The 19,494-nt window shown below is 59.6% G+C and carries 18 protein-coding genes and 1 tRNA gene; 10 read left to right on the top strand and 9 right to left on the bottom strand.

Annotation, left to right across the window (positions count from 1 at the left end; translation table 11 throughout):
* Positions 1-335: 335 nt before the first annotated feature.
* The 3 genes from DVR07_RS04335 to DVR07_RS21975 all read left to right on the top strand — a co-directional run bounded on the left by DVR07_RS04335 (position 336) and on the right by DVR07_RS21975 (position 2,984).
* Positions 336-1,832 (top strand): MATE family efflux transporter, encoded by a 1,497-nt coding sequence (locus DVR07_RS04335; RefSeq protein WP_115795537.1) that lies wholly within the window; start codon positions 336-338, stop codon positions 1,830-1,832.
* Positions 1,833-2,529: 697 nt separating this feature from the next.
* Positions 2,530-2,835: a DUF7344 domain-containing protein gene (locus DVR07_RS04330; RefSeq protein WP_162829422.1), complete on the top strand. Its 306-nt coding sequence runs from the start codon at positions 2,530-2,532 to the stop codon at positions 2,833-2,835.
* A complete protein-coding gene (locus DVR07_RS21975) occupies positions 2,835-2,984 on the top strand; it encodes a hypothetical protein (protein WP_165881726.1) in 150 nt (49 codons plus the stop codon). Before DVR07_RS04330 ends, DVR07_RS21975 begins: the two co-directional genes overlap by 1 nt.
* 133 nt (positions 2,985-3,117) lie before the next feature.
* Here the strand turns inward: DVR07_RS21975 and DVR07_RS04325 are convergent, their stop codons facing one another.
* From DVR07_RS04325 to DVR07_RS04310, 4 genes are all read right to left on the bottom strand, one after another.
* On the bottom strand, positions 3,118-3,348 hold the full coding sequence (locus DVR07_RS04325) for a hypothetical protein (RefSeq protein WP_115795535.1): 231 nt from the start codon (positions 3,346-3,348) through the stop codon (positions 3,118-3,120).
* 386 nt (positions 3,349-3,734) lie between these two features.
* Positions 3,735-5,018 (bottom strand): OFA family MFS transporter, encoded by a 1,284-nt coding sequence (locus tag DVR07_RS04320; protein ID WP_115795534.1) that lies wholly within the window; start codon positions 5,016-5,018, stop codon positions 3,735-3,737.
* Between the two features lie 111 nt (positions 5,019-5,129).
* A complete protein-coding gene (locus DVR07_RS04315; protein WP_115795533.1) occupies positions 5,130-5,786 on the bottom strand; it encodes an RAD55 family ATPase in 657 nt (218 codons plus the stop codon).
* A 146-nt stretch (positions 5,787-5,932) separates the two neighbouring features.
* Positions 5,933-7,048 carry a hypothetical protein gene (locus DVR07_RS04310; RefSeq protein ID WP_115795532.1) on the bottom strand — a complete coding sequence of 372 codons (1,116 nt, stop codon included), beginning with the start codon at positions 7,046-7,048 and terminating at the stop codon, positions 5,933-5,935.
* A 116-nt stretch (positions 7,049-7,164) separates the two neighbouring features.
* Here DVR07_RS04310 and DVR07_RS04305 point away from each other — a divergent pair, with 116 nt between their 5' ends.
* Together DVR07_RS04305 and DVR07_RS21970 are read left to right on the top strand one after the other, a co-directional pair.
* The gene (locus DVR07_RS04305; protein WP_115795531.1) at positions 7,165-8,508 is read left to right on the top strand and encodes a heptaprenylglyceryl phosphate synthase; all 1,344 of its coding nucleotides are present in this window, start codon (positions 7,165-7,167) and stop codon (positions 8,506-8,508) included.
* A 144-nt stretch (positions 8,509-8,652) separates the two neighbouring features.
* A complete protein-coding gene (locus tag DVR07_RS21970) occupies positions 8,653-8,826 on the top strand; it encodes a hypothetical protein (protein ID WP_165881725.1) in 174 nt (57 codons plus the stop codon).
* Positions 8,827-10,381: 1,555 nt separating this feature from the next.
* On the opposite strand, the gene DVR07_RS21330 is transcribed toward DVR07_RS21970, so the two are convergent.
* A complete protein-coding gene (locus tag DVR07_RS21330) occupies positions 10,382-10,639 on the bottom strand; it encodes a hypothetical protein (RefSeq protein ID WP_162829421.1) in 258 nt (85 codons plus the stop codon).
* Positions 10,640-11,074: 435 nt separating this feature from the next.
* Entirely contained in the window at positions 11,075-11,935 is an 861-nt protein-coding gene (locus DVR07_RS21325; RefSeq protein WP_162829420.1) for a hypothetical protein, read from the bottom strand.
* A gap of 416 nt (positions 11,936-12,351) precedes the next feature.
* Here DVR07_RS21325 and DVR07_RS21320 point away from each other — a divergent pair, with 416 nt between their 5' ends.
* The 3 genes from DVR07_RS21320 to DVR07_RS04300 all read left to right on the top strand — a co-directional run bounded on the left by DVR07_RS21320 (position 12,352) and on the right by DVR07_RS04300 (position 14,743).
* Complete coding sequence (locus DVR07_RS21320) at positions 12,352-13,035, top strand: hypothetical protein (protein WP_162829419.1); 684 nt, start codon at positions 12,352-12,354, stop codon at positions 13,033-13,035.
* A gap of 935 nt (positions 13,036-13,970) precedes the next feature.
* Positions 13,971-14,300, top strand: a complete 330-nt coding sequence (locus DVR07_RS21315; RefSeq protein WP_162829418.1) for a hypothetical protein — start codon at positions 13,971-13,973, stop codon at positions 14,298-14,300.
* A gap of 368 nt (positions 14,301-14,668) precedes the next feature.
* Positions 14,669-14,743: transfer RNA gene (locus DVR07_RS04300), tRNA-Arg, on the top strand.
* Positions 14,744-15,043: 300 nt separating this feature from the next.
* Here the strand turns inward: DVR07_RS04300 and DVR07_RS04295 are convergent.
* Positions 15,044-15,313: a DUF7571 family protein gene (locus tag DVR07_RS04295; protein WP_115795530.1), complete on the bottom strand. Its 270-nt coding sequence runs from the start codon at positions 15,311-15,313 to the stop codon at positions 15,044-15,046.
* 269 nt (positions 15,314-15,582) lie between these two features.
* Between DVR07_RS04295 and DVR07_RS04290 the strand changes: the two genes are divergently transcribed.
* Positions 15,583-15,789, top strand: coding sequence for a cold-shock protein (locus DVR07_RS04290; protein ID WP_008418277.1), 207 nt, complete (start codon positions 15,583-15,585; stop codon positions 15,787-15,789).
* Between the two features lie 139 nt (positions 15,790-15,928).
* Here the strand turns inward: DVR07_RS04290 and DVR07_RS04285 are convergent, their stop codons facing one another.
* Positions 15,929-17,113, bottom strand: a complete 1,185-nt coding sequence (locus tag DVR07_RS04285; protein WP_115795529.1) for a trans-sulfuration enzyme family protein — start codon at positions 17,111-17,113, stop codon at positions 15,929-15,931.
* Positions 17,114-17,339: 226 nt separating this feature from the next.
* Here DVR07_RS04285 and DVR07_RS04280 point away from each other — a divergent pair, with 226 nt between their 5' ends.
* On the top strand, positions 17,340-17,660 hold the full coding sequence (locus DVR07_RS04280) for an antibiotic biosynthesis monooxygenase family protein (protein ID WP_115795528.1): 321 nt from the start codon (positions 17,340-17,342) through the stop codon (positions 17,658-17,660).
* A gap of 242 nt (positions 17,661-17,902) precedes the next feature.
* Here the strand turns inward: DVR07_RS04280 and DVR07_RS04275 are convergent, their stop codons facing one another.
* Positions 17,903-19,402: a hypothetical protein gene (locus tag DVR07_RS04275; protein ID WP_115795527.1), complete on the bottom strand. Its 1,500-nt coding sequence runs from the start codon at positions 19,400-19,402 to the stop codon at positions 17,903-17,905.
* Between the last annotated feature and the right edge of the window lie 92 nt (positions 19,403-19,494).

Below are 19,494 nucleotides of genomic sequence, written 5' to 3'. Positions count from 1 at the left end.
CAGGTAACTCTCATGAGCGCCGCCCTGTAGCCGGGCCCCATGCACGCGGGCCCACGGTCGGTCGCCGTGACCGAAAGCGACGGCCTTCCTGAACCGACCCTCGCCGCTGGCGCTTCCCTGGCGGCGCTCACTTTGGCGCCCTGCGTTTTCGCACACCGATAGCGAATCGTTCGACGACCACGCCGTCCGACGAGACACACAAGAATCTCGATGAACAGATCGCAACGCAGTCAGTCAACCAGACCGCGGCTCTCGATTCGAGAGCGAGCCGCGCACAGTCGAATAGCCCGATTATTCGTTCGGGGTAACCTCCGAATCGCCGTCGGGGGTGGAGAGTGACGGACGCCTCCGCTGACCGGGCGGATCGATTCACCCAGGGTTCGATTGTTCGGCCACTACTCGCGCTTGCCGGGCCTCTCACTGCGACGCAGTTGCTTCAAGTGGCGTACAACCTCACCGATACGTTCTGGGTCGGTCAACTTGGTGCCGATGCAGTGAGTGCGCTCTCCTTTTCCTGGCCACTCATCTTCCTGCTGATAAGCATCGGTGCGGGAATGACCAATGCCGGAACGATCCTCATCTCGCAGAATGTCGGTGCGGGCAACGACGACCGACTCGGTCACGTCGCCGGTCAGACGATAGCGTTCGTCGGCTCGCTCTCGGTCGGCATGGCGGCGCTCGGGGCGGTGTTCGCTCCGCATTTACTCCAGGCGATCGGTGCTCCCGCGGAGACGACGGTTCATAATCTTGCCGTCACGTATACACGAGTTATCGTCCTTGGGATGCCCTTTACCTTCGGGTTTTACGTCTTCATGGCGCTGCTTCGTGGCTGGGGCGATACAAAGACGCCGATGTACCTGATGGCACTCAGCGTCGGCCTCAACATCGTCCTCGATCCGTTTTTCGTCCTCGGATTCACCGGAAATCCGCTGTTTAGTTGGGTGGGCCTCGGCGGTCTCCAGCAGTCGCTGTTCACCGCCACTGGCTTCACCGGATTCGGGGTGACGGGTGCGGCGGTGGCGACGGTCCTTTCGCGGGCCGTAGCAGCAGTCGTCGGCCTATGGCTGCTGTTCGGTGGACGCGTCGGCCTGCAACTCGGACGGCGAGACCTCTTGTTGGAATCAGAGACCGTCGCAAAGATCGTCCGAATCGGGGGCCCCGGAGCCATCGACCAGAGTACCCAATCCGTCGCGGCCATCGTCGTGACGGCGCTGATCGCCACCGTCGGTACTGACGCCGTCGCCGCATACGGTATCGGCAACCGATTCGTCTCGCTCGTTTGGCTTCCCACTGTGGCGATGGGAATGTCTGTCGAGACAATCGTGGGACAGAATCTCGGTAGCGGTCACCGGGAGCGAGCACGCCGCACGGTGTACGTCGCTATTGTAATTCTCGCAACGGCCTCCCTCGTCGCCAGCGTCGTCACTGTCTGGTTCGCCCGGTCTATCATCGGGATGTTTATCGCTGGCCCGGAGGTCGACCCGATAATCAGCCACGGTGCAACCTTCCTCCGTATCGTCGCACCGACGTGGGCCATCATGGTCTCGTACCACATGATGAACGGGGCCTTCTACGGGTCCGGGTCGTCCCGGATTGCGATGGGTATCGGAGTAACGACGCTGTGGGGAGTCCGTGCCCTTACTGCCGTCTTGCTCGTACTCGTGTTCAGTCTCGGTGCGACCGGTGCGTGGTACGCCATCGCGCTCTCCAACGTCACCGCAGCCATCACAGGGGCGGTCTTCTTCTTCCGTGGCCGGTGGCAGCAGGATGTCCTCGGAGACGATTCGATGGAGGAAACGACTCACGGCGTAGACACGAAAGCAACTGACTGACCCGGGGGCCCCGTGCTGTACCGATCGGGTCACCAAGAGGCGTCCGATCAGTAAGCACCCCCAACACGTCACTCGCAGCACCCCAGTGGTCGGTTCAGAGCGTGAACTCAGCAATCGGTAGATGGGGGAGAACCCGGCTCACGGACATTGAGGCGGTAGGATTCTGATATTCGGCTCACTGGTCTTCCTTGAGGAGGTAGGAGTCGTTATCTAGTTCTGCCCAGACGTCAACGGCCTGCTGATCGGGCCGGCCTGCTTGACATGCTGGCGAAGCGTGTCAGCCTCCGCTGGCGCTAACTCGGCTTGAGTTCGGCATCGTCGATGAGTTCCTGAAGGGGTCGACCTGCTACCGCATCACCTGGACGGGCATTGTCGGGTATGGGGTTTAAGTAGCACGCTACGGGAGTTTGGGGCCCTATCGATCGAGGAGAAGGCGATGGGGCAAGGCGGTGCGCTCGGAAACGAACCCCTTCGAGAGAGCCGACAGTCATCGAAATGGCATCGGAGTGACTCGGGCGGGCGAGCCGATTCACCCGGTTCCTTAATAGAACAGTTAGCGTGAAAATGTCGTGGTTTGTTACGGTTCGCAGTCGTGCCTTCTCGCGTCGCCGAACCATGTGACCGAGAGATGGAGTACGTTCGTCTCACGCGAATCACGACCATGACACGCCCAACTAATTCTGCGTCACTCGACGCCATGTTCGACACGCTGAGTGACGTTCAGCGCCGTCGCATCCTGGTGGCGATCTCCGACCACAACCCACGCACCGAGGACGAGTTCGTACCCGACAATATCGCGCCAGCCGAGGCAGATGATGCCGACCGCGACCGATTGAAAGCGGAGCTACAACACGTTCACTTGCCCAAATTGGCCGAGCAAGGCTTTATCAAGTGGGACGCGGAGGCACGGACGATACGACGTGGGCCGAAGTTCGACGAGATAGCGCCACTCCTCCGACTGATGGACGACCACCGCGACGATTCATCAGAGGGCGAACTCTAGTGACGTACGAGCAACAAGGTTCGCGCACCACGCAGCACCGGAAACGGGTACATCATCACCTGCGGGCGGCGCTGTCCGCCGACGAAACCGCCGAGAAACACTTCCACATTCGAGAGGCCATGCAACTGCTCACCATCGAAGAACGATAGGTGTGCAGTGTCCACTCACCGATTCCGCAACGGTAGTGGTGAGCCTCTCGATCCGGGATTCTACAGAGAATCGAGCGACGGTGACGAAAACGAACCGGAAGAAAAGAGGTCCAAGAGGCGGAAGAGACGCCGATTAATCGGCAGGTTCGAAGGTCGCGGACGAGGAGTCGGCAGTCGCCGTCGGAGACTGGGTATCGTCGACGGGACTGTTGACGAAGAGAGCGTGGCCGATGAGCGCCACGGGGATGCTCGCAGCCAGCGGCACGGCGGCGGTGATCGAGAAGCCGACGACGCTGAGCGCGGCGGTCACACCGATGAGCGAGAGCGGAATCAGTCCGAGGATGAGGTCGTAGTACCCAGTCATAATCCATTACAGAATATGCGGGGTAGGTATATAATTCTTTCCCGTAGTTGAGCGAGCAGTTTCTGATATGCGAATCTTATGTATTCGATTGAATATCCATAACTTATGGATACGCTACGAAACTGTTTCCAGTCGAAAACGGCCTGAAAGTAGTCTCTCGTCGGGTCTCAGTCGCCGTCGAAAATTTCTCCTGGTTATCGTCTCGTGGTCGGCGAGCGACTTCATTCGAGGTCGGCCGGAGTTACCACCGGATGGAGTGTCGAGGCGAAGGCGGCCGAGCGAAAATCGAAGGCGGTAGTCGAACGGAGCGTCCAGGCCGGACGACAACGCAGAAGCGGTCGGTCCGGAGTCGGTCGATCCGAGAAACAACGGAGGAGGAGACGTCGCTACGCGGCCGGCTCCCGGAGGACCAGCGCCGCGAGACCCGCGAGTACCGCGAGCCCGCCGCCGAGGGCGAAGGCGGTCGGCCAGCTCGTCCGGGTCACGAGCCAGCCCGCGACCCCGCCGCCGAAGACGCCGCCCCACATCTTGCCGGAGTACAGCAGCGCGTAGTTGGCCGAGGAGTGGCGCTGGCCGTAGTAGTCCCCGACCACGCTCGGGAAGAGGGTGTACTGGGGGCTCCAGAAGAACGTGGCCAGCACCACGGCCGCCAGGAAACCCAGCGAGGTGTTGACCACGCCCGACCAGACCACCGCGAACAGGCCGAGGCCGCAGAGGGTGAACGAGACGGCCATCGCCCGCTCGCGGTCCACCCGGTCGGAGAGGTCGCCGACGACGAGTCGGCCGACCCCGCCCGCGATCGGGAGCACCGTCGCGCCGGCGGTGGCGGTCAGCGCGGTCAGCCCGACGTTCTGGGCGAACGACACCACCTTCGCGGTCAGCATGAGCCCCGCCCCGGAGACGCAGACGAACATGGCGTACATCAGCCAGAACTGCCACGTCCGGAGCATCTCGCGGGAGGTGTACTGTCCCTCGGCGGTGGCGTCACTGTCATCCGTCGCCGCGTCGGCTTCTGCGACCTCCTCGTCGGCCCGACCGTCAAGCGCTTCGGCCCACCCGGTCGGCGGGTCCCGAAGCACCAGCGCGCCGACGAGGACCCCGACCCCGATGAGCAGCCCCATGTTTCGGAGGACGTCGGGGTAGCCGCCGACGCTCGCGTTCGCCCGGACGTACGGGACGAACAGCGCGCTACCGCCGGCGAACGCCATGGTCCCGAGCCCGGTGGTCAGCCCTCGGCGGTCGGGAAACCACTTGAGCGCGGTGTTGACAGCGACGGTGTAGACGATGCCGACGCCGACCGCGCCGATCGAGTAGAGGGCGTAGAGCTGCCAGAGCTCGGTCGCGTAGGCGAGTCCGAGGTAGCCGCCCCCCGCCAGCACGCCCGCCAGCAGGGTCAGCCCCCGCGGCCCGTGGCGGTCGCGGTACCACCCGACCGGGAACTGCGACCCCGCCTGGAAGATGACGAACAGCGTGAACACGAACCCGAGCGCGGTCGGGTCGAGTTCGAGCGACCGGGCGATGGGCGACTCGATGGACGACCAGACGTACTGGTACGGGCTGATGAGTCCCATCATCACCGCGGCGGCCGCGACCTGCCACCACCGCGAGAACCCCAGCACGTCCCGCGCACGGGCGGCGTAGTCGATGTCGGACTGCGACGACGCTGTCATTGATTGGAGGTGATGGCCCGCTCCAATCAGCGTTGTGCTTTCGGCAGTCCTGGGCGAGCAAACCGACCGAGGGCAGCATCGTCCTCCGGCGAACAGGCGATTCGGCCGCGCTCAGTCCGGCGAGAATGGCCGCCAGTCGGAGTCCGCGCCGACGCCGCGGACCCGGAGCTCCGACCCGCCGCCGTCGGCGCCCCGGACCTGGATCTGGCCGTCGAACAGCTGCTTGAGGGTGCTCATCGTCTGGCGGTCGTGGGCCGTCTCGTCGATGACGAACACGCCCAGCGCGTCGGCGCTCTGGACCCGGCCGGTGAAAACGTGGAGGAACCGGAAGACGGTCTGGAGGTTCGAGTACATCAGCAGCGTCGACAGCGAGTGGAGCAGGATGCGGTTGCGCTCGACGCCGGCGTCCTCGTAGAACGTCCTGAGGAGCTCCGAGAGCTGGATACCGATGCCGGTCATGTCCTCCGGCGAGGAGACGTAGGTTATCTCGTCGGTGTCCGCGGGAGCCACCCCCTGCTGCTTGGAGACGCAGTCCACGATGCCGACCGGACCGGAGTCGCCGTCGCCGACCCGCCCTCGCAGGCGCTCGAGGACGTCCCCGCCGCCGTCCTTGGTCGTGACGACGATGGAGCCGTCGCCGCGACGACTCCCGTGCGCGAGAATCTCCAGCGAGAGCGGTCGTTTGCCCGTCATCGGCGGCCCGGTCACCAGGAGGTTCGTCCCCGGCTCGACCTCGACCCCCGGACAGACCTCACCCAGTCCGTACATGGCAGTTCAGTTCGGTGCAGCGGGGTCCGGGGCGGGACCCGGCCGGTCCCGGCCCCGGTATCGTCTGGCAATAAAGTATCCTGTTCCGCTTATATTCTTTTTGATTACTATCGGGCGAGTGGTACGCCGGCCGGGCCCGCAGTTCCTCACGGCCGCATCGCCTCGATGCGGTCGACCGACTGCTGGCGGATGTACTCGACCGCGATGCGGGTGAGGTGGTCGTCGGCGTCGGCGCAGGCGTCGGCCCGGTCGAGGTACGCCTCGACGATGCGCCGGACGCGGGAGACGCCCGCCGCCCGGTTTTCGGCGAGGTTGAACTCGGCGGTCACCGGCGTGAGCTGGGTCCGCCTGTCCTCGGGGTAGTCGTCGGTGTCGTCGAGGCCGACCTGCGCGCCAAGCACCATCAGCACGATGGCGCGCTTGAACCCCTCGCCGAGGTCCAGGCCGAGGTCGGCCTCGTACATGTTGAGCATGTCCTCGTAGAGGACGCCGACCCGGGCGTACTGGGTGGCGAAGTACGGGAGGTCGGCCGCCTCCTCGAAGAGATCAGCGTCCTCGGCCTCGGCGAACTTGTACCGCTCGCGGATGGCGTCTGCGGCCGCCTCGCGCTGGTCGGCGCCCTCGGCGGCGTGGAACCGGTCGAGGAGCTCCCGGAACTGCTCGTCCTCGTCCTGGTGGCGCTCGGAGAGGCCGACCGCGTGCTCGTATGCCTCCCGGACCGCGTCGGGGGTCTCCTCTGTCTCGAACCAGGTCTCGACGCCGTCCTGGAGGTGCCGCTGGGCGAGTTCGGCGACGCGCTCTCGCGGCCGCAGGTTGGTGTCGAAGTCCTCGTACTCGTCGTCGTTGATGGCGTCGCGCATGTCGCCGTCGAGCAGCGCCCGGACGACGTTCCGGGTGGTCTCGCGCCCGCGGGCGATGAACTCGTAATCGACGTCCGAGCCGACCCGAAGCAACGGGACGTCGCCCGCCTCGACGTGGATGCGCCCGAGCGTCAGCATCGCCGGCAGGACGAGCCGGGTGTCGTAGTCGAACCGGGCGGGCTCGTCCTCGGCCCCGGGAACCGCCTCGAGTTCGCCGGCCTCCCGGGCGTCCTGGAGGCTGCGCTCGACGCTCAGGAAGAGGCGCTCGGTCATCGACTCGATCTCGGCCTCCGCCTCGTTGCGGAGCAACACCATCGCGACCACCCACGGGTCGCGGGTCTCGGCGAGGTGGGTCGCCAGGGCTCGCGCCGCCGCCGGAATCCGTGACCGAACGCTACCCATGTGGTCGGAGAGTCGCCCGGCGCGGTATATCAGGGTTGTGGAACCGACCGCCGGGGCGTCGGGACTCGCCCGCGGAAGCGAGCGTTTTATCTCTCTGACGTGGGGTTGTGGGATGTATGACGAGTCTGGACGGCGCCGCGCGCCTGCTCGGTCGCGCCGGGCGCGGCGCCTCGCTGGCCGCGCGAACCGTGCTGCCCGTCGACACGAACCCGGTCCCGGCCGACTGGACCCACGTCACCAAGGTCGACCCGGAGGACGCCAAGAAGCTCCCGCTGCTGTACCCCCTCTACCTCCGCCACACCAGCGCGGTGTCGGTCGGCGGGTCGGCCGACGTCACCGCCCGCAACACCGAGCAGACGTTCGACCTGCTCGCGCCCGCGTCGGTTCCCGTCTTCCACGAGCCCAGCGGCCCGCGCCACGTCACGCCCCGGACCCGCGAGCGGGCCGACCTGCTGGCCATCCCGGAGGTGCTGAACGGCGACTCGGAGTCGCTGGTCGGCCAGCTCGGCGCGGGCACCGAGTACATCCGCGAGGAGCTCGTGCCGGACCTGCTCGCCGACGCGCTCCCGTGGCTCCCGGGGTTCGCGGCCGACGGGCTCGCCGACCTCGCCACCTCGTGGCTGCTCGCCGACGCGGTGTTCGAGGCGTACATCATCCAGAACCCCGACAGCGCGGCGGCCCGCGAGGCCAACGTCACCGAGGCCGACCTGCTGTCGCCCCGGGAGGCCAAGCAGCGGGCCATGGCGGCCGAGCGCCACCTCGAGAGCGAGCTCGTCTACCTCGAGTACTCGGGCACCTACGGCGGCGAGGAGGCCGCCGAGACGCTCGCGGCGATTGCCGACGGACTGACGTGGTCGCGGCTCTGGTACGGCGGCGGGCTCGACTCGCGCGAACACGCCGCGGCGATGCTCGACGCCGGCGCCGACGCCGTCGTGGTCGGCGACGCCTTCCACCGGATCGCCGACGAGGAGGCCGACGTCTGCGAGCGAGCGGTCGACGCGCTGGACGCGGACGCGTCGGAGTCGGCGGTCCGGGAGTGGATCCGCGAGAACGCCGCCGTCGCCGACTCGCACGCCGCGAGCTACCTCGCGACGATTCCGTGGCTTGCCGACCCAGAGCGGCGGGCCGAGCGCTACCTGATTGCCACCGTCCGGACGTGGCTCCGCTTGCGGGAGCTGGCCGACGCGGGAGACGGAGCCGTCGCAGGAGATCGGGCGGGCGGGCGCGACCGGGGCGAAGCAGAGGGCCGGAAGGCCGCCGCGGACATCTCGACCGCTCGGCTGCACCTCCGGCGCACGCTCGGCCCCGACGCCTTCGACCGACTTGACTCCGCGGACGCTGCGCTGATTCGGCGGTACCTGGGCGCGCTGCTGGCCGAGCGAAACGACATCTCGGCGCATCCGGGCGATCTGACCGACGGCGCGACCGACCACCTGGCGCTGTCGCCACAGCGACGGTAGCGGCCGGCAGCACTGCGATTTCGGCACGCTACAACGGCGATATTTCTGCGTGCTCAGGCGCTCTTCGTTCCTTTCGCGCCTCGTCGAATGGAAAACGTCTTAACTCAGTTCGTAGAAACGCTTCTCCGTGGCGGTACAGTACGCATGAGTCTCACCGATAAAATCGCACGTGTCGTCCGCGCTACCGGCGACGAGTCGGACGAGACGTACGAGTGCAAGACGTGCGGCACCACGTTCACGCTCGACCGCCAGACGTGTCCCGACTGCGGCGGTTGTACCATCGACCGCATCGACTGGGACGGCGTCGTTTCCGGGTGAGGCTCCGGGACGACCGCGCGCGCTCGGCCGAAACCGCGGTGTTTAAACCGGGCGGACCAGTACGACCCGATGAGGGCGCTTAGCTCAGTCTGGACAGAGTACTTGGCTTCGGACCAAGCTGTCGCGGGTTCAAACAATCGTCCATCCAGACCACTGCTGGTAGTTTTCTGGCCTTCACAATGGCAAGACAAACCCATGTGCAAGGCTATCCAGATTCACCGAAATCCGTCACCCCTACGACGTATAGCGAATCCGACTAACAGTCATTCTTATGAGGGGTGTACCCTCTATGACTGATGGCGATTTGACCACAGAAGTAAAAGGTATCTCCCTTATCACAGAACAAGCAAGGGAGGTACTCAACCAACGGCAACTCATTGACTACCGTGATCACCGAGAAAAGTTGATTCGATGGATGCTAAATCTGGGCAAAGATCCTTCTTCTGCTGAGGGATACGCCTATCATACAGCACGACGCCGTGCTGATGACTGTGACAAGTTCTATCGGTGGAAATGGAGTGAGGGTGGTTACACTACCGAAGTTACTCACGACGATGCTGACGCCTACATGAGGGAGTTAGTCTATGGGGATAGAAGTGCCAGCTACAAGACGAACATCCAAAAGACCCTCAAAATGCTATTCCGTTGGCGGTCATGGGAATACGACGAGGACAGATGGGAACCAGAATTGTCGATTAGTGATAGTCGTGGAGCGACACAGCCCCGTGACTTCCTAAGTCGAGAAGAACGTCAACAGATACGTGAAGTAGCCTTAGAATACGGGAGTGTTCCGCACTATAACTCTCTATCCCCAACAGATCGAGATAAGTGGAAACGATACTTGGCGAGACGTTTCCGCAAACCTATGTCCGAAATCGCGAAGAGTGATTTTGAACGGGCTAATGGCTTCAAGATACCCTCGTTGGTATGGACGTCACTGGATGCTGGTCTCCGTCCTATTGAGGTAAAACGAGCACAAGTTCAATGGGTTGACACGGACAATGCCGTTTTGCGTGTTCCCGCCGACCAAGCTGCGAAGAACAATGAGCACTGGACGGTTAGTCTTCAACAGCGTACCTTCATCCCTATTTGCATTCTTCAAGATGACTATACACGGTCATATATTTATTGGGGAGACAGTCCTTACAATACATCGATCCCGTACTATCATCCGCCCATTGTATACAAACTACTGAGTCCGATGTACAGTTCCCACAACTACCCCAGTTTGGCGTTAGTACCATCCTCCCCCCCCATGTATTAAAGCCCTCAACACCACCCCAATTCGCGCCACGAACATGGTAATAACACAGATTGCATGAATACGGTTCACATCTCCATTTTGTTCCTTCAATTTCGTGGGCAGTGTCGGGACTGATTTCTTGATATACTTCGTTTTGTCTGCATTCTGGGCAATACCACGTTGTCTCGGGGTCCGCAAGCGGCATTAGACAAACATCAAATATTCAGTTGCGATAACAGTGTTGGTTATGTTTAGGAGTAGCTCCGTACCAGCCAAGACTCTACTTCCTCAATGCCCTCACTACCAGCTACCTCATTTTCCATAGCCGTATTCTTTACAGTACTCGTCCGCACATCGCCCACAGAACCACAAATCTTCACCGACCTTCTCTAACATCTCCTTCGGGACGAATTGCCGTCCGAGATATCGGCGTGGGATGTCTTTTATCGTTATCTGATGGCAGTCGGGGATGGTGTGAAAGCAATTTGGTGCATACCAGTATGCCCATGGCTCTACCACCCAGAATTCGATCTCCTCAATGTCCTCATCTTCAGCTTCGTCACTTTCCATAGCCGTATTCCTCACAGTACTCTTCCGCGCAAACGGGACACCACCAGAGTTTCTCACCATTCCCTTCTATCGTAGCCACTGGTATGAACTTCCGAGCCAACGCATCTTCTGAAATCTCGTTGGCTTTGAGTTGACGGCAATCGGGCTTAGTGTGATGGCACGTCGGGGTCTCTTCGTCTTGGTATGTGCAAGTGTAGAACAGTACTGATTCTGGGAATGATTTGGCTAGCATTGTTCATCACCTTGGAGGCCTATGACCGTTCTCCGCCACATCTCTATGAGCTCAACAAAACCTACTCCGTAAAACGGCCATTCTATGAATCCCGCTAAGGGTAGAGAGCATCTTTGTTATGGACTATCAATATCGTGGCAAGAAGTTCTTGAAGGAGGGCAATCATCGAGACCACCTTAGATTGGGAGTGAACAGTTGCTAGACTAAAGAAGCAAACTCGCACACAAATCTAGAATCAAAATCGCTACAGAAGTAAATAAAAAGATAGTAGTTCCAACTGCGAAAACTTTCTCCAGACGAGTAAATTGATTTGGGAACCGGCCACCGTCCTCTTGCAAGAGTGCTTGACCTAACGATGTGTATCCCCCCTCATCTTCTGATGGAGAGAATAGACCATTCAATACAATTGCGGAAATGGATGATGGTATAACTAAGGATGCGTTAAACAAAATTAAATCCCACAAATCAACTGTTGATAGCTCGTTAAGAATCTGGATTGCAGTGAAACCGATGACAATGCTAGCGGGTACTCTTATTAGCGCCATTTTGAAATCCCGCCAACTAGTACGGATTATATTCTGGTTAGATACTACTGAAACATTTAGGTGATTTTGGAAAGTAGGTATATCCATTTGGTCGTGATTTAACACACTCATATCTTCTAAGACAACAATATCGTTCTTCCACAAACGAGGTTTCAAAGGCGGACTGGCGGCTATATCATACCATTTGTATAAAGAATAGAGTATTGCCACTATCGCTAAGCAAATAAGCGATAGACAGAGGAGATAGTTAAAAGCAAAAAAGAATGAAACCCCAATCCAACTGAAGATCGAGTCTCTAGCAACCGCTCTTACATCAACCAGAATCGGAATAGGTACGGAAATAACCTTAGACGTATTTACCCAGATGGACACTAAAATAGCCAACAGTGTTAGAACACCGCCAAGGAGAGCTAACGAGAGGTTTTTGATATGATGATGTTGATTCTGCTGCCAGTTCACCAAATAACGAATATCATCATAGCTACCGTACAAAGTATCCTTGTCGGATTCCCCATCCATCTTTCTCCGTGGTCATTCTATTCGCTTGATGTAAATATCTCTCTATTTCAGTTTGTTTAATACTGGAATCAAGAACTGAGAGAAGATAGAGATCGCCATATATCTATACGCGGAAACCCAGATATTGTCATCGGTCGGGTTGAGTAATGCCCGTGAGCCGACGAGAGCGAGCGTCGTGAAGCAACCATCTCCGTCTGAAGGTAGAAGTTTGTCTGTCGAAGAAGGGCCTCATCCTACACTGTGGCACCAAAATCGTGTCTCTCGGGGAGAGAAATGGACCCCCACCAGTGGAGCAAGGGATGTTAGTTAAATAATATAGTTTTCACGGGGCAGTATCGGGGTGGGATCACGGTCGTTGATATGATAGTCGTAAGAATGATAACTTCTATTAGTGTTCATTCTACAGTTTTCAGACTATGATTCATCGAACCATGTATCACTGGACTACTGAAGAAGGTTGTACCCACATCTTTATGGATAATCACATGCCGCCGAGCACGGGATTTGGTTGGGGAAGTCTATGTGACGAATGGCAACTCCCGATTGAGGGAGAACATGTTGAGGTAAAAGAAAACCCGAGCAAAGGATTCATCTCGTGCAAATACTGCAAAGAAAAAGTCAATGAGAGGAACATTGATCTTGACGATGAGGACGTTTTGGGAATACGTTGTAGCAACCATCCCATGACGGACATTGTTACGGGTATAGGAGGTTGCGTGGCAAAAGACCAAGGAGGGAACGGTAGCTCACTAGCCGACTTGAAAACAATTTGCCATCGCAAACCCCTACATCATGAAATCTCATTTGAACCAGAGGAGGTAAACGGAGATCCCCGAAATCAAGTTGAGAACGTATGTGACGAATGTCTGCAAAGCCTTGTTGAACGCGAATGGAGTGAGTGGACAGAAGAGAGTGAGTTGGCTGTTGAGTGCTGGACAGATACTGGTAAGAGGATCTATTATGCGGAATCCATTGAGTCAGTAGCCGGAATGGGAGAGCCCAAGCTTCGTCTTTCGAGCGAAAACGGTCTTACAATGGAGATTCCACGAGAAAGAATAGAGTCGATCACTCTCACGGAGGCGCAAAGAGTCATTCATTAGAAGTTCAGCGATAATCAGAAAAGGAGGATGGACGATGGCCCAACGGTCGTAGATTGTGAGGCCCGTGAATGAGATACACGTCAGAGATAGTCCTATTGTGATGCATAGGTGAGTCTATCTCGGTTACTGGAACTACTCAATAAATCCACATATAGGTCGACTTCATGCGGTTTTACATAACTCTCTCCTCGTAGTACTACTAATTTATTGCCTTCATAGAAATAGAGCAGAAAATAAGTATGTAATATGATATTGTGCTACCCACTACTGGAGTGACTCACCTCGATCACAGTATGGTCAGACGAGTTTAACCAACGAGACGTAGATTAGACCGAGGATGTTGGTTAAGGAACACACAGCCGTCTCAAGCCATTCCCTTACGGGGATAATGCCCTTCACTCGGATTGTCAAAGAAGCCATCTACTGACACTCACGGGCCTCTGATACCCTCTGAAGGAAGGTCACTGTGCTTCTCGGTGTTAACGTAGAACCCACGACCATCTACTCACAGTCTTGAAGCTATGAGCTTAGGGTCGTACAATCATATAGGTGTTTGCTCACAACTACTCCGTGAAGCGGTCGATGGAGTAGGTGGTGGTCCCGTGGAGTCGAAGACGGAACACTCGGCCACCTACTCCATCGAAACACTACTGCGGTCACGGACGTTTGCTAATGGTCGTTATTAGACCGTAGGGGAAGTCCGTAAATCTATGATAAAGCTAGATTCATTCACTCCCATTCAGAATTTGGGATTTGAATGGCCTTCTACACACGGTCTTAGTATCAAAAATATAGGATCGAATGTAACGGATTCAGCCACTCCATTAGTGAGATATTAATTAATTGTCATTTAGGTCTCTTCTTCACTACGGGTCGTTGCTCACTATCTTACACTATCCGATAAATTTATGCATTATACATAATCTGTACTTGATATGAACGTACTCGGTCTAATTGGCTCGGTTGATGAAATTGTTCGTTTATTAATCAGAGTCCTACCTCAAATAAGGGAACTTGTATCAAATTACGGCGGATTCATCATACTAGGAATAAGCTTTTTGATATTTCTGTCTGCCGTTTCTGATTTCCTTGAAGGATGGGGGGAAAGTAATGAAGTGAGTGAGAAGAAAAGTTCGGGTCCTAAAAATACGGGCCAATGTTCTGTTTGCCAAGGAAACTTCTCGAAAGAACAGTTGCGGGTGGTGAACTTGAATAATGGATACCAAGCAGTTTGTTGCTTAAACTGTATCGCTCAATCCCAATAAGGAGATAAAATTTGGTATATAGGTGGCATGTTGATACGCTCGTTCTCCTTCTAGAATTACTCCGTATCCAAAACTACAATTGACGTCCATCGCAGTAACCGAATCACCACCAACTCTGGATACCGTTTGACCCCCTACTACACATGAACACAGCCATCACCAATGACGATCATCCTTAATCGAGTCTAAGAAAGAGTGCATCTCTGGAGGGAGAGATTTATTGCATGAGAAACGTTCAGTGACAGTGTGGAGGCAGAGAACTGTCAGCACTGGAGTTGGGCTATCACCAGTCAATTGGTGTCATACGGCCTAATACGCTCGGCCGAAACCGCGGTGTTTAAACCGGCCGGACCAGTACGACCGTACGAGGGCGCTTAGCTCAGTCTGGACAGAGTACTTGGCTTCGGACCAAGCTGTCGCGGGTTCAAATCCTGCAGCGCCCATATATTATCGAACAGTCTTCCCTTCTGAGACGGCGGCAGATTGACTCGGTATTCTCTGCCTCCGGGTATCCTTCAGCAGTGCGAATCTGGCCAGATGGCGAACTCCGGGCCGTCGGAAATGGTCGATAGGGTGAGTGTGACAGTCACCCGTTTCACTGACCCGATTGGTCCGTCCTACCTCTGCAGCGAACACTCCTGAGGAGACGACCGTTGAACACGTTCAAGGGACCCGGACTAACACATAAAATCCGTCTGCATAAGTACGTAAGAATAAATATCGGTTGAGCGGTGAGGTGGCGTTCAGGAAGACGTAAGGTCACGATTCCACCCGGGATCGTGACCAGTGCGGTCGATGAGGTCCGACCGACACGCCGGGCAGTAGTCAGGGGTGAGCGATTCGCTCCGAGGGACGTACACCGCGCCGCCGCACTTCACGCACGCGTCCGCAACGATGGTCGCGCAGTCCGCGCAGACGTTGAAGTCGTCGACTGTGAGGTCGCGCAGGGGTTCGAGTTGTTTGTCCAAGATGTACTCGTCGATGGCCGCCTGACAGCTTTGGCACGGTTTCATGGCGATGCACGTCGCACCATGCGACCGTCACGTAAATAGCTGCCTTCGGGAACTGATGGACTCGCTGTCGTCCGGGCGAATAGTGTCTCTCCTAGAGGTGTCGCTCGCTCTCGACCAGCGCTTTCGATTCCTCCCGACGGGCGGATTCCTGTACGACACACCTCAGTGGACCGGCTGACCATTACACCTGCGCACCGATTGTAACGAGGGTCCGTGATACCGCATCTCTCGGAAGTGTTATCCGCGCCCCGGGACTACGTTTATTCGTAATGGCAAACGGTAAGGTTGACTTCTTCAACGACACTGGCGGCTACGGTTTCATTTCGACTGACGACGGCGACCTCGACGACGACGAAGACGTCTTCTTCCACATGGAGGATGTCGGCGGTGAGGACCTGACGGAAGGTACTGAGGTCGAGTTCGACATCGAGTCCTCACCGAAGGGGCCTCGCGCGGCGAACGTCGTCCGTCAGTAATCCCGAGACATACCCGTCGCTCGCAGCGACGACCAACGACCTTGATTTTTCGGACGGCATCGCGTTCTAGCTGACGCTGTTCGTATACCACATACAATCGCCGGGTAGCATGGCTGATATCGATCGAACGGGTTCGCTCCTACGGCAACGCCGTCCGGAGGTCCTCGCGGAGGTCGTCAGCGTCCTCGATGCCGACCGACATCCGGACAAGGGTCTCGGGGACCCTCGCCGTGGCCTCCCCATGGCTGATCTCGTCGGGAATCATCACCGACGGCACCTCGACAAGACTCTCAACCCCACCGAGACTGGCTCCCGGAGTGAACACCTCAAGCCCCTCGATGAATGCCTCGAGTTCGACTAGCGTGCCGTCGAACTCGAACGACAGCATCCCGCTGTACCCCGACATCTGTTCGCTCGCGAGGTCGTGTTGCGGGTGACTCGCAAGACCCGGATAACAGACACGAGCCACCCGGTCGTGGGCCTCGAGGAAACGAGCGACCGCCATCGCGTTCTCCTGGTGGTGTTCCATTCGTGCTGGCAGCGTCTTGATGCCTCTCGAAACGAGGTAGCAGTCGAACGGCGAAAGCATGTTCCCGAGCCCAATCCGCTGAGCGAACGCCAATTTCTCGAAGACCGCTCCGTCGTCGGCGATAACGGCACCACCGATCGAGTCGGAGTGCCCGTTGAGATACTTGGTAGTGCTGTGGACGACGATATCGGCACCCAGTTCGAGCGGGGCCTGGAAGTACGGACTCGCAAAGGTACTGTCCACCCCGAACGGGATGCCGTGATCGTCGGCGATGTCGGCTATCGCCCGGACGTCGTACAGCCGCATCAGCGGGTTCGTCGGCGTCTCTATCCATATCAGCTCGGTGTCCGAGTCGACGACGGCGGCGACGTTATCGGGGTCGCGGGCGTCAACGAACTCGACATCGACGCCGAAGTGACCGGCGACGAGTTCCGTGAGCAGTTTTTCGGTTCCGCTATAGAGCGAGTCCGACGAGACGAGGTGGCCCCCCGGAGGGACCAGCGACAGTACCGTTGTCGAGATGGCAGCCATCCCTGAGGCGAACGCCAACGCATGCTCGCCGCCTTCGAGGCGGGCCAACTGCTCCTCTAGGGCCGCTCGGGTCGGGTTGCTCTCACGCGAGTAGTCGTGTCTATCGGCATCGTCCCCCTTGCTCCACTCGAACGTGGTCGAGAGGTGTATCGGCGGGACGACGTCGTTCGTTCCACCCCTGTGGGGACGCGTCGCGGTCTCAGATGCGCCGACCGCGATGGTTGCGAATCGATTCTCGTTGGACCGGTCGTCGCGTCGTGTCATAGGTGATTCACCACAGGACCCACTCGGGGATGTGACAGGCCTCCGAGACGGTTGGGCAGTTCATGACGAGTGTTCTCCGTAGGGATGGATAGTTGTGCAGGTCGAGGCGAGACTGGCCATGGACGAAAAGCGAGATAGGGCGCCGGGTCAGTGAGCACCATGTGGCGGAAGTTTGCGCTCACGGAGCGAAATTATCTTATCCGCGTGGGTGAGTGAGTACGTGGTAATGTATCTCGTTACGTTCCGTCTCGATCCGGGGGAGTACGATGAGGAGTTTCACGAGTTGAACGATGCGATACAGGCGGCCGCCGAGGACACAGAAGGGTATCTGGGCAAGCGGACGTGGGACGCTCCGGAGAGTGAGGAGGTTCTCGTCATTTACTACTGGGAGTCACTGGACGCACTGGAGTCGTTCGGTGCGGATTCTGACCACGAACGCGCGAAACAGCGGTGGACAGAGTGGTACGACGCGTACGAAGTCACCGTTACGGAAGTCGTCGAGGCGTACGGGAGCGGATTCGGTGACGATGCTGACCCGCCCGCGTAGCTCACCGAGACGCTGCCGACCGCTACGGGCGTGGATACAACGGGTAGGATGGGTGAATACGACCGACTGTTCTCGTTCGGTGCGAACGTCTGATAGACACAGGGTGGGGCGTTCCAAATACTGTGGCCTCTAGTGGTACGGGCCTGCCGTCATACCCCCGGGTGCGCAGGCGTCCGCGGCGGGGAGTCGGTCGACGATGCCCCGCTAACCGACCGCTCCCCGAGACTGGGGACTCTCCCGCGTCACTCGGTGGTCGTCGTCGCGCCGCTCGCGGTCTCGCTCGGGTCGAACTCGCTCGCCGGCGGCGTGGCGGCGCTCACGGTCTCGTCGGGGCGCCCCGCCGGCGAGAACGCCCACCGGAGGCGTTCGTCGGGGTCGCTCGGCCGCCAGGTGGCGGTGAACGTGTGACGGCCCGGCCGGAGCGTCCCCGGCGGGGCGTCGGGCGAGTTCCCCGCGGCGAACTCGTCGGCGGCCCGGACCACCACGGTCGCCGGGTTGACGTACACGAAGGTCACCTCGTACTCGCCCGGTCCGGCCGCGGCGACCGACTCGACCGAGAGCGTCGGTGGCTCGGGCGCCGTCTTCGCCAGGCACCCCTGGGCGGGGTTCTCTACGGACAGGTCGGGTCGCCCGCTCGGACTCCCTCCTGAGACGTCCTCCCACGCGTACACCGCCTTCACGTGGAAGTAGTCGCTCCGGTCGACGTCGTGTGACGGGAACACGTCGGGGTAGCCGACGACCGTGTCGCCGGACACCGACCCAATCGGGGCCCGCGGCCCGCCGGGCGCCCGTCCCTCCGCGTAGACGCCCCACTGGACGTACACCGCGTCGTACTCGCCGACGATGCGGAACCGCGAGCAGCCCAGGAACTCCACCGGGTCGGTCGGGGCCGCGTCCGAGTCGTCGTCCGAACTCCCGTCCGAACCGTCGCTCGAATCCGAATCGGCTGTATCGCCGGAACTGTCGCCCGAGCCCTCGTCCGGTTCCGCGTCCGAGTCCGACGGTGAGTCCGAGTCACCTCCGGAACCGCCCAGCGACGACGGTCCCCGCTGCTCGCCGTTCCAGAACAGCGCGTACTCGCCGTCGGCCCCGTTCGTCTGGAACCCGGTGACGTCGCCGAGGACCTGATACGAGTCGCTCTTGCCCCGACCGGTGACACCGGACGCGCGGAACGTCTCGTCCGAACGTGCCTCGACGGTGTCGTTGCCGGTCGGTTCGGCGCCGGCGTCGGGAGGGAGGGTGACCGGAATCACCCGTCCGTCGGCCGCGAACTCGTAGCGGACCTCCCGGGCCTCGGGAGCCGTCCGAATCACGAACCGATTGCCGGGCGTCGGCGGGGAGACCGCTTCGCCGTTCCAGACCAGCGCGTACTCGTCGGGCGACCCGACGGCGTTGAACCAGACCAGGTCGCCGCCGACCCGCCAGGTGTCGCTCTTGCCCCGACCGGTGACCCCGACGGCGCGCGAGAAGGCGTCGCTACTGACCTGGACCGCGTCGTTGCCGTCCGGTTCGGCCGCGACGGCCTCCGGCCGGGTGACGGCCCGCACGGGACCGGCGGCCGCGAACTCGTACCGTATCTCCCGGGCCGCGGCGACCGTCCGGACCTCCAGGCGATTGGCGCCGTCCGCGGACTGCCGTGCGGCGGACCGACCGCCGGCGTCCGCGGCACCGACGCCGCCGAGCCCGACCGAGCCGGCGCCGACGTACCCCAGTACCTCCCGTCGAGTAGCTGTTGGTCGCATATCGGTCCCGGAGCGACACCGCAGTGCCGAATAACAGTTGTGTATGTGTTCCGGTCTGTCGCCCGCGTAATTACCGGACTGCGACGAGGTCG

It is taken from the genome of Halorussus rarus (assembly GCF_003369835.1).
Lineage (GTDB): Archaea > Halobacteriota > Halobacteria > Halobacteriales > Haladaptataceae > Halorussus > Halorussus rarus.
This window is presented reverse-complemented; position numbering and strand designations above follow the sequence as displayed.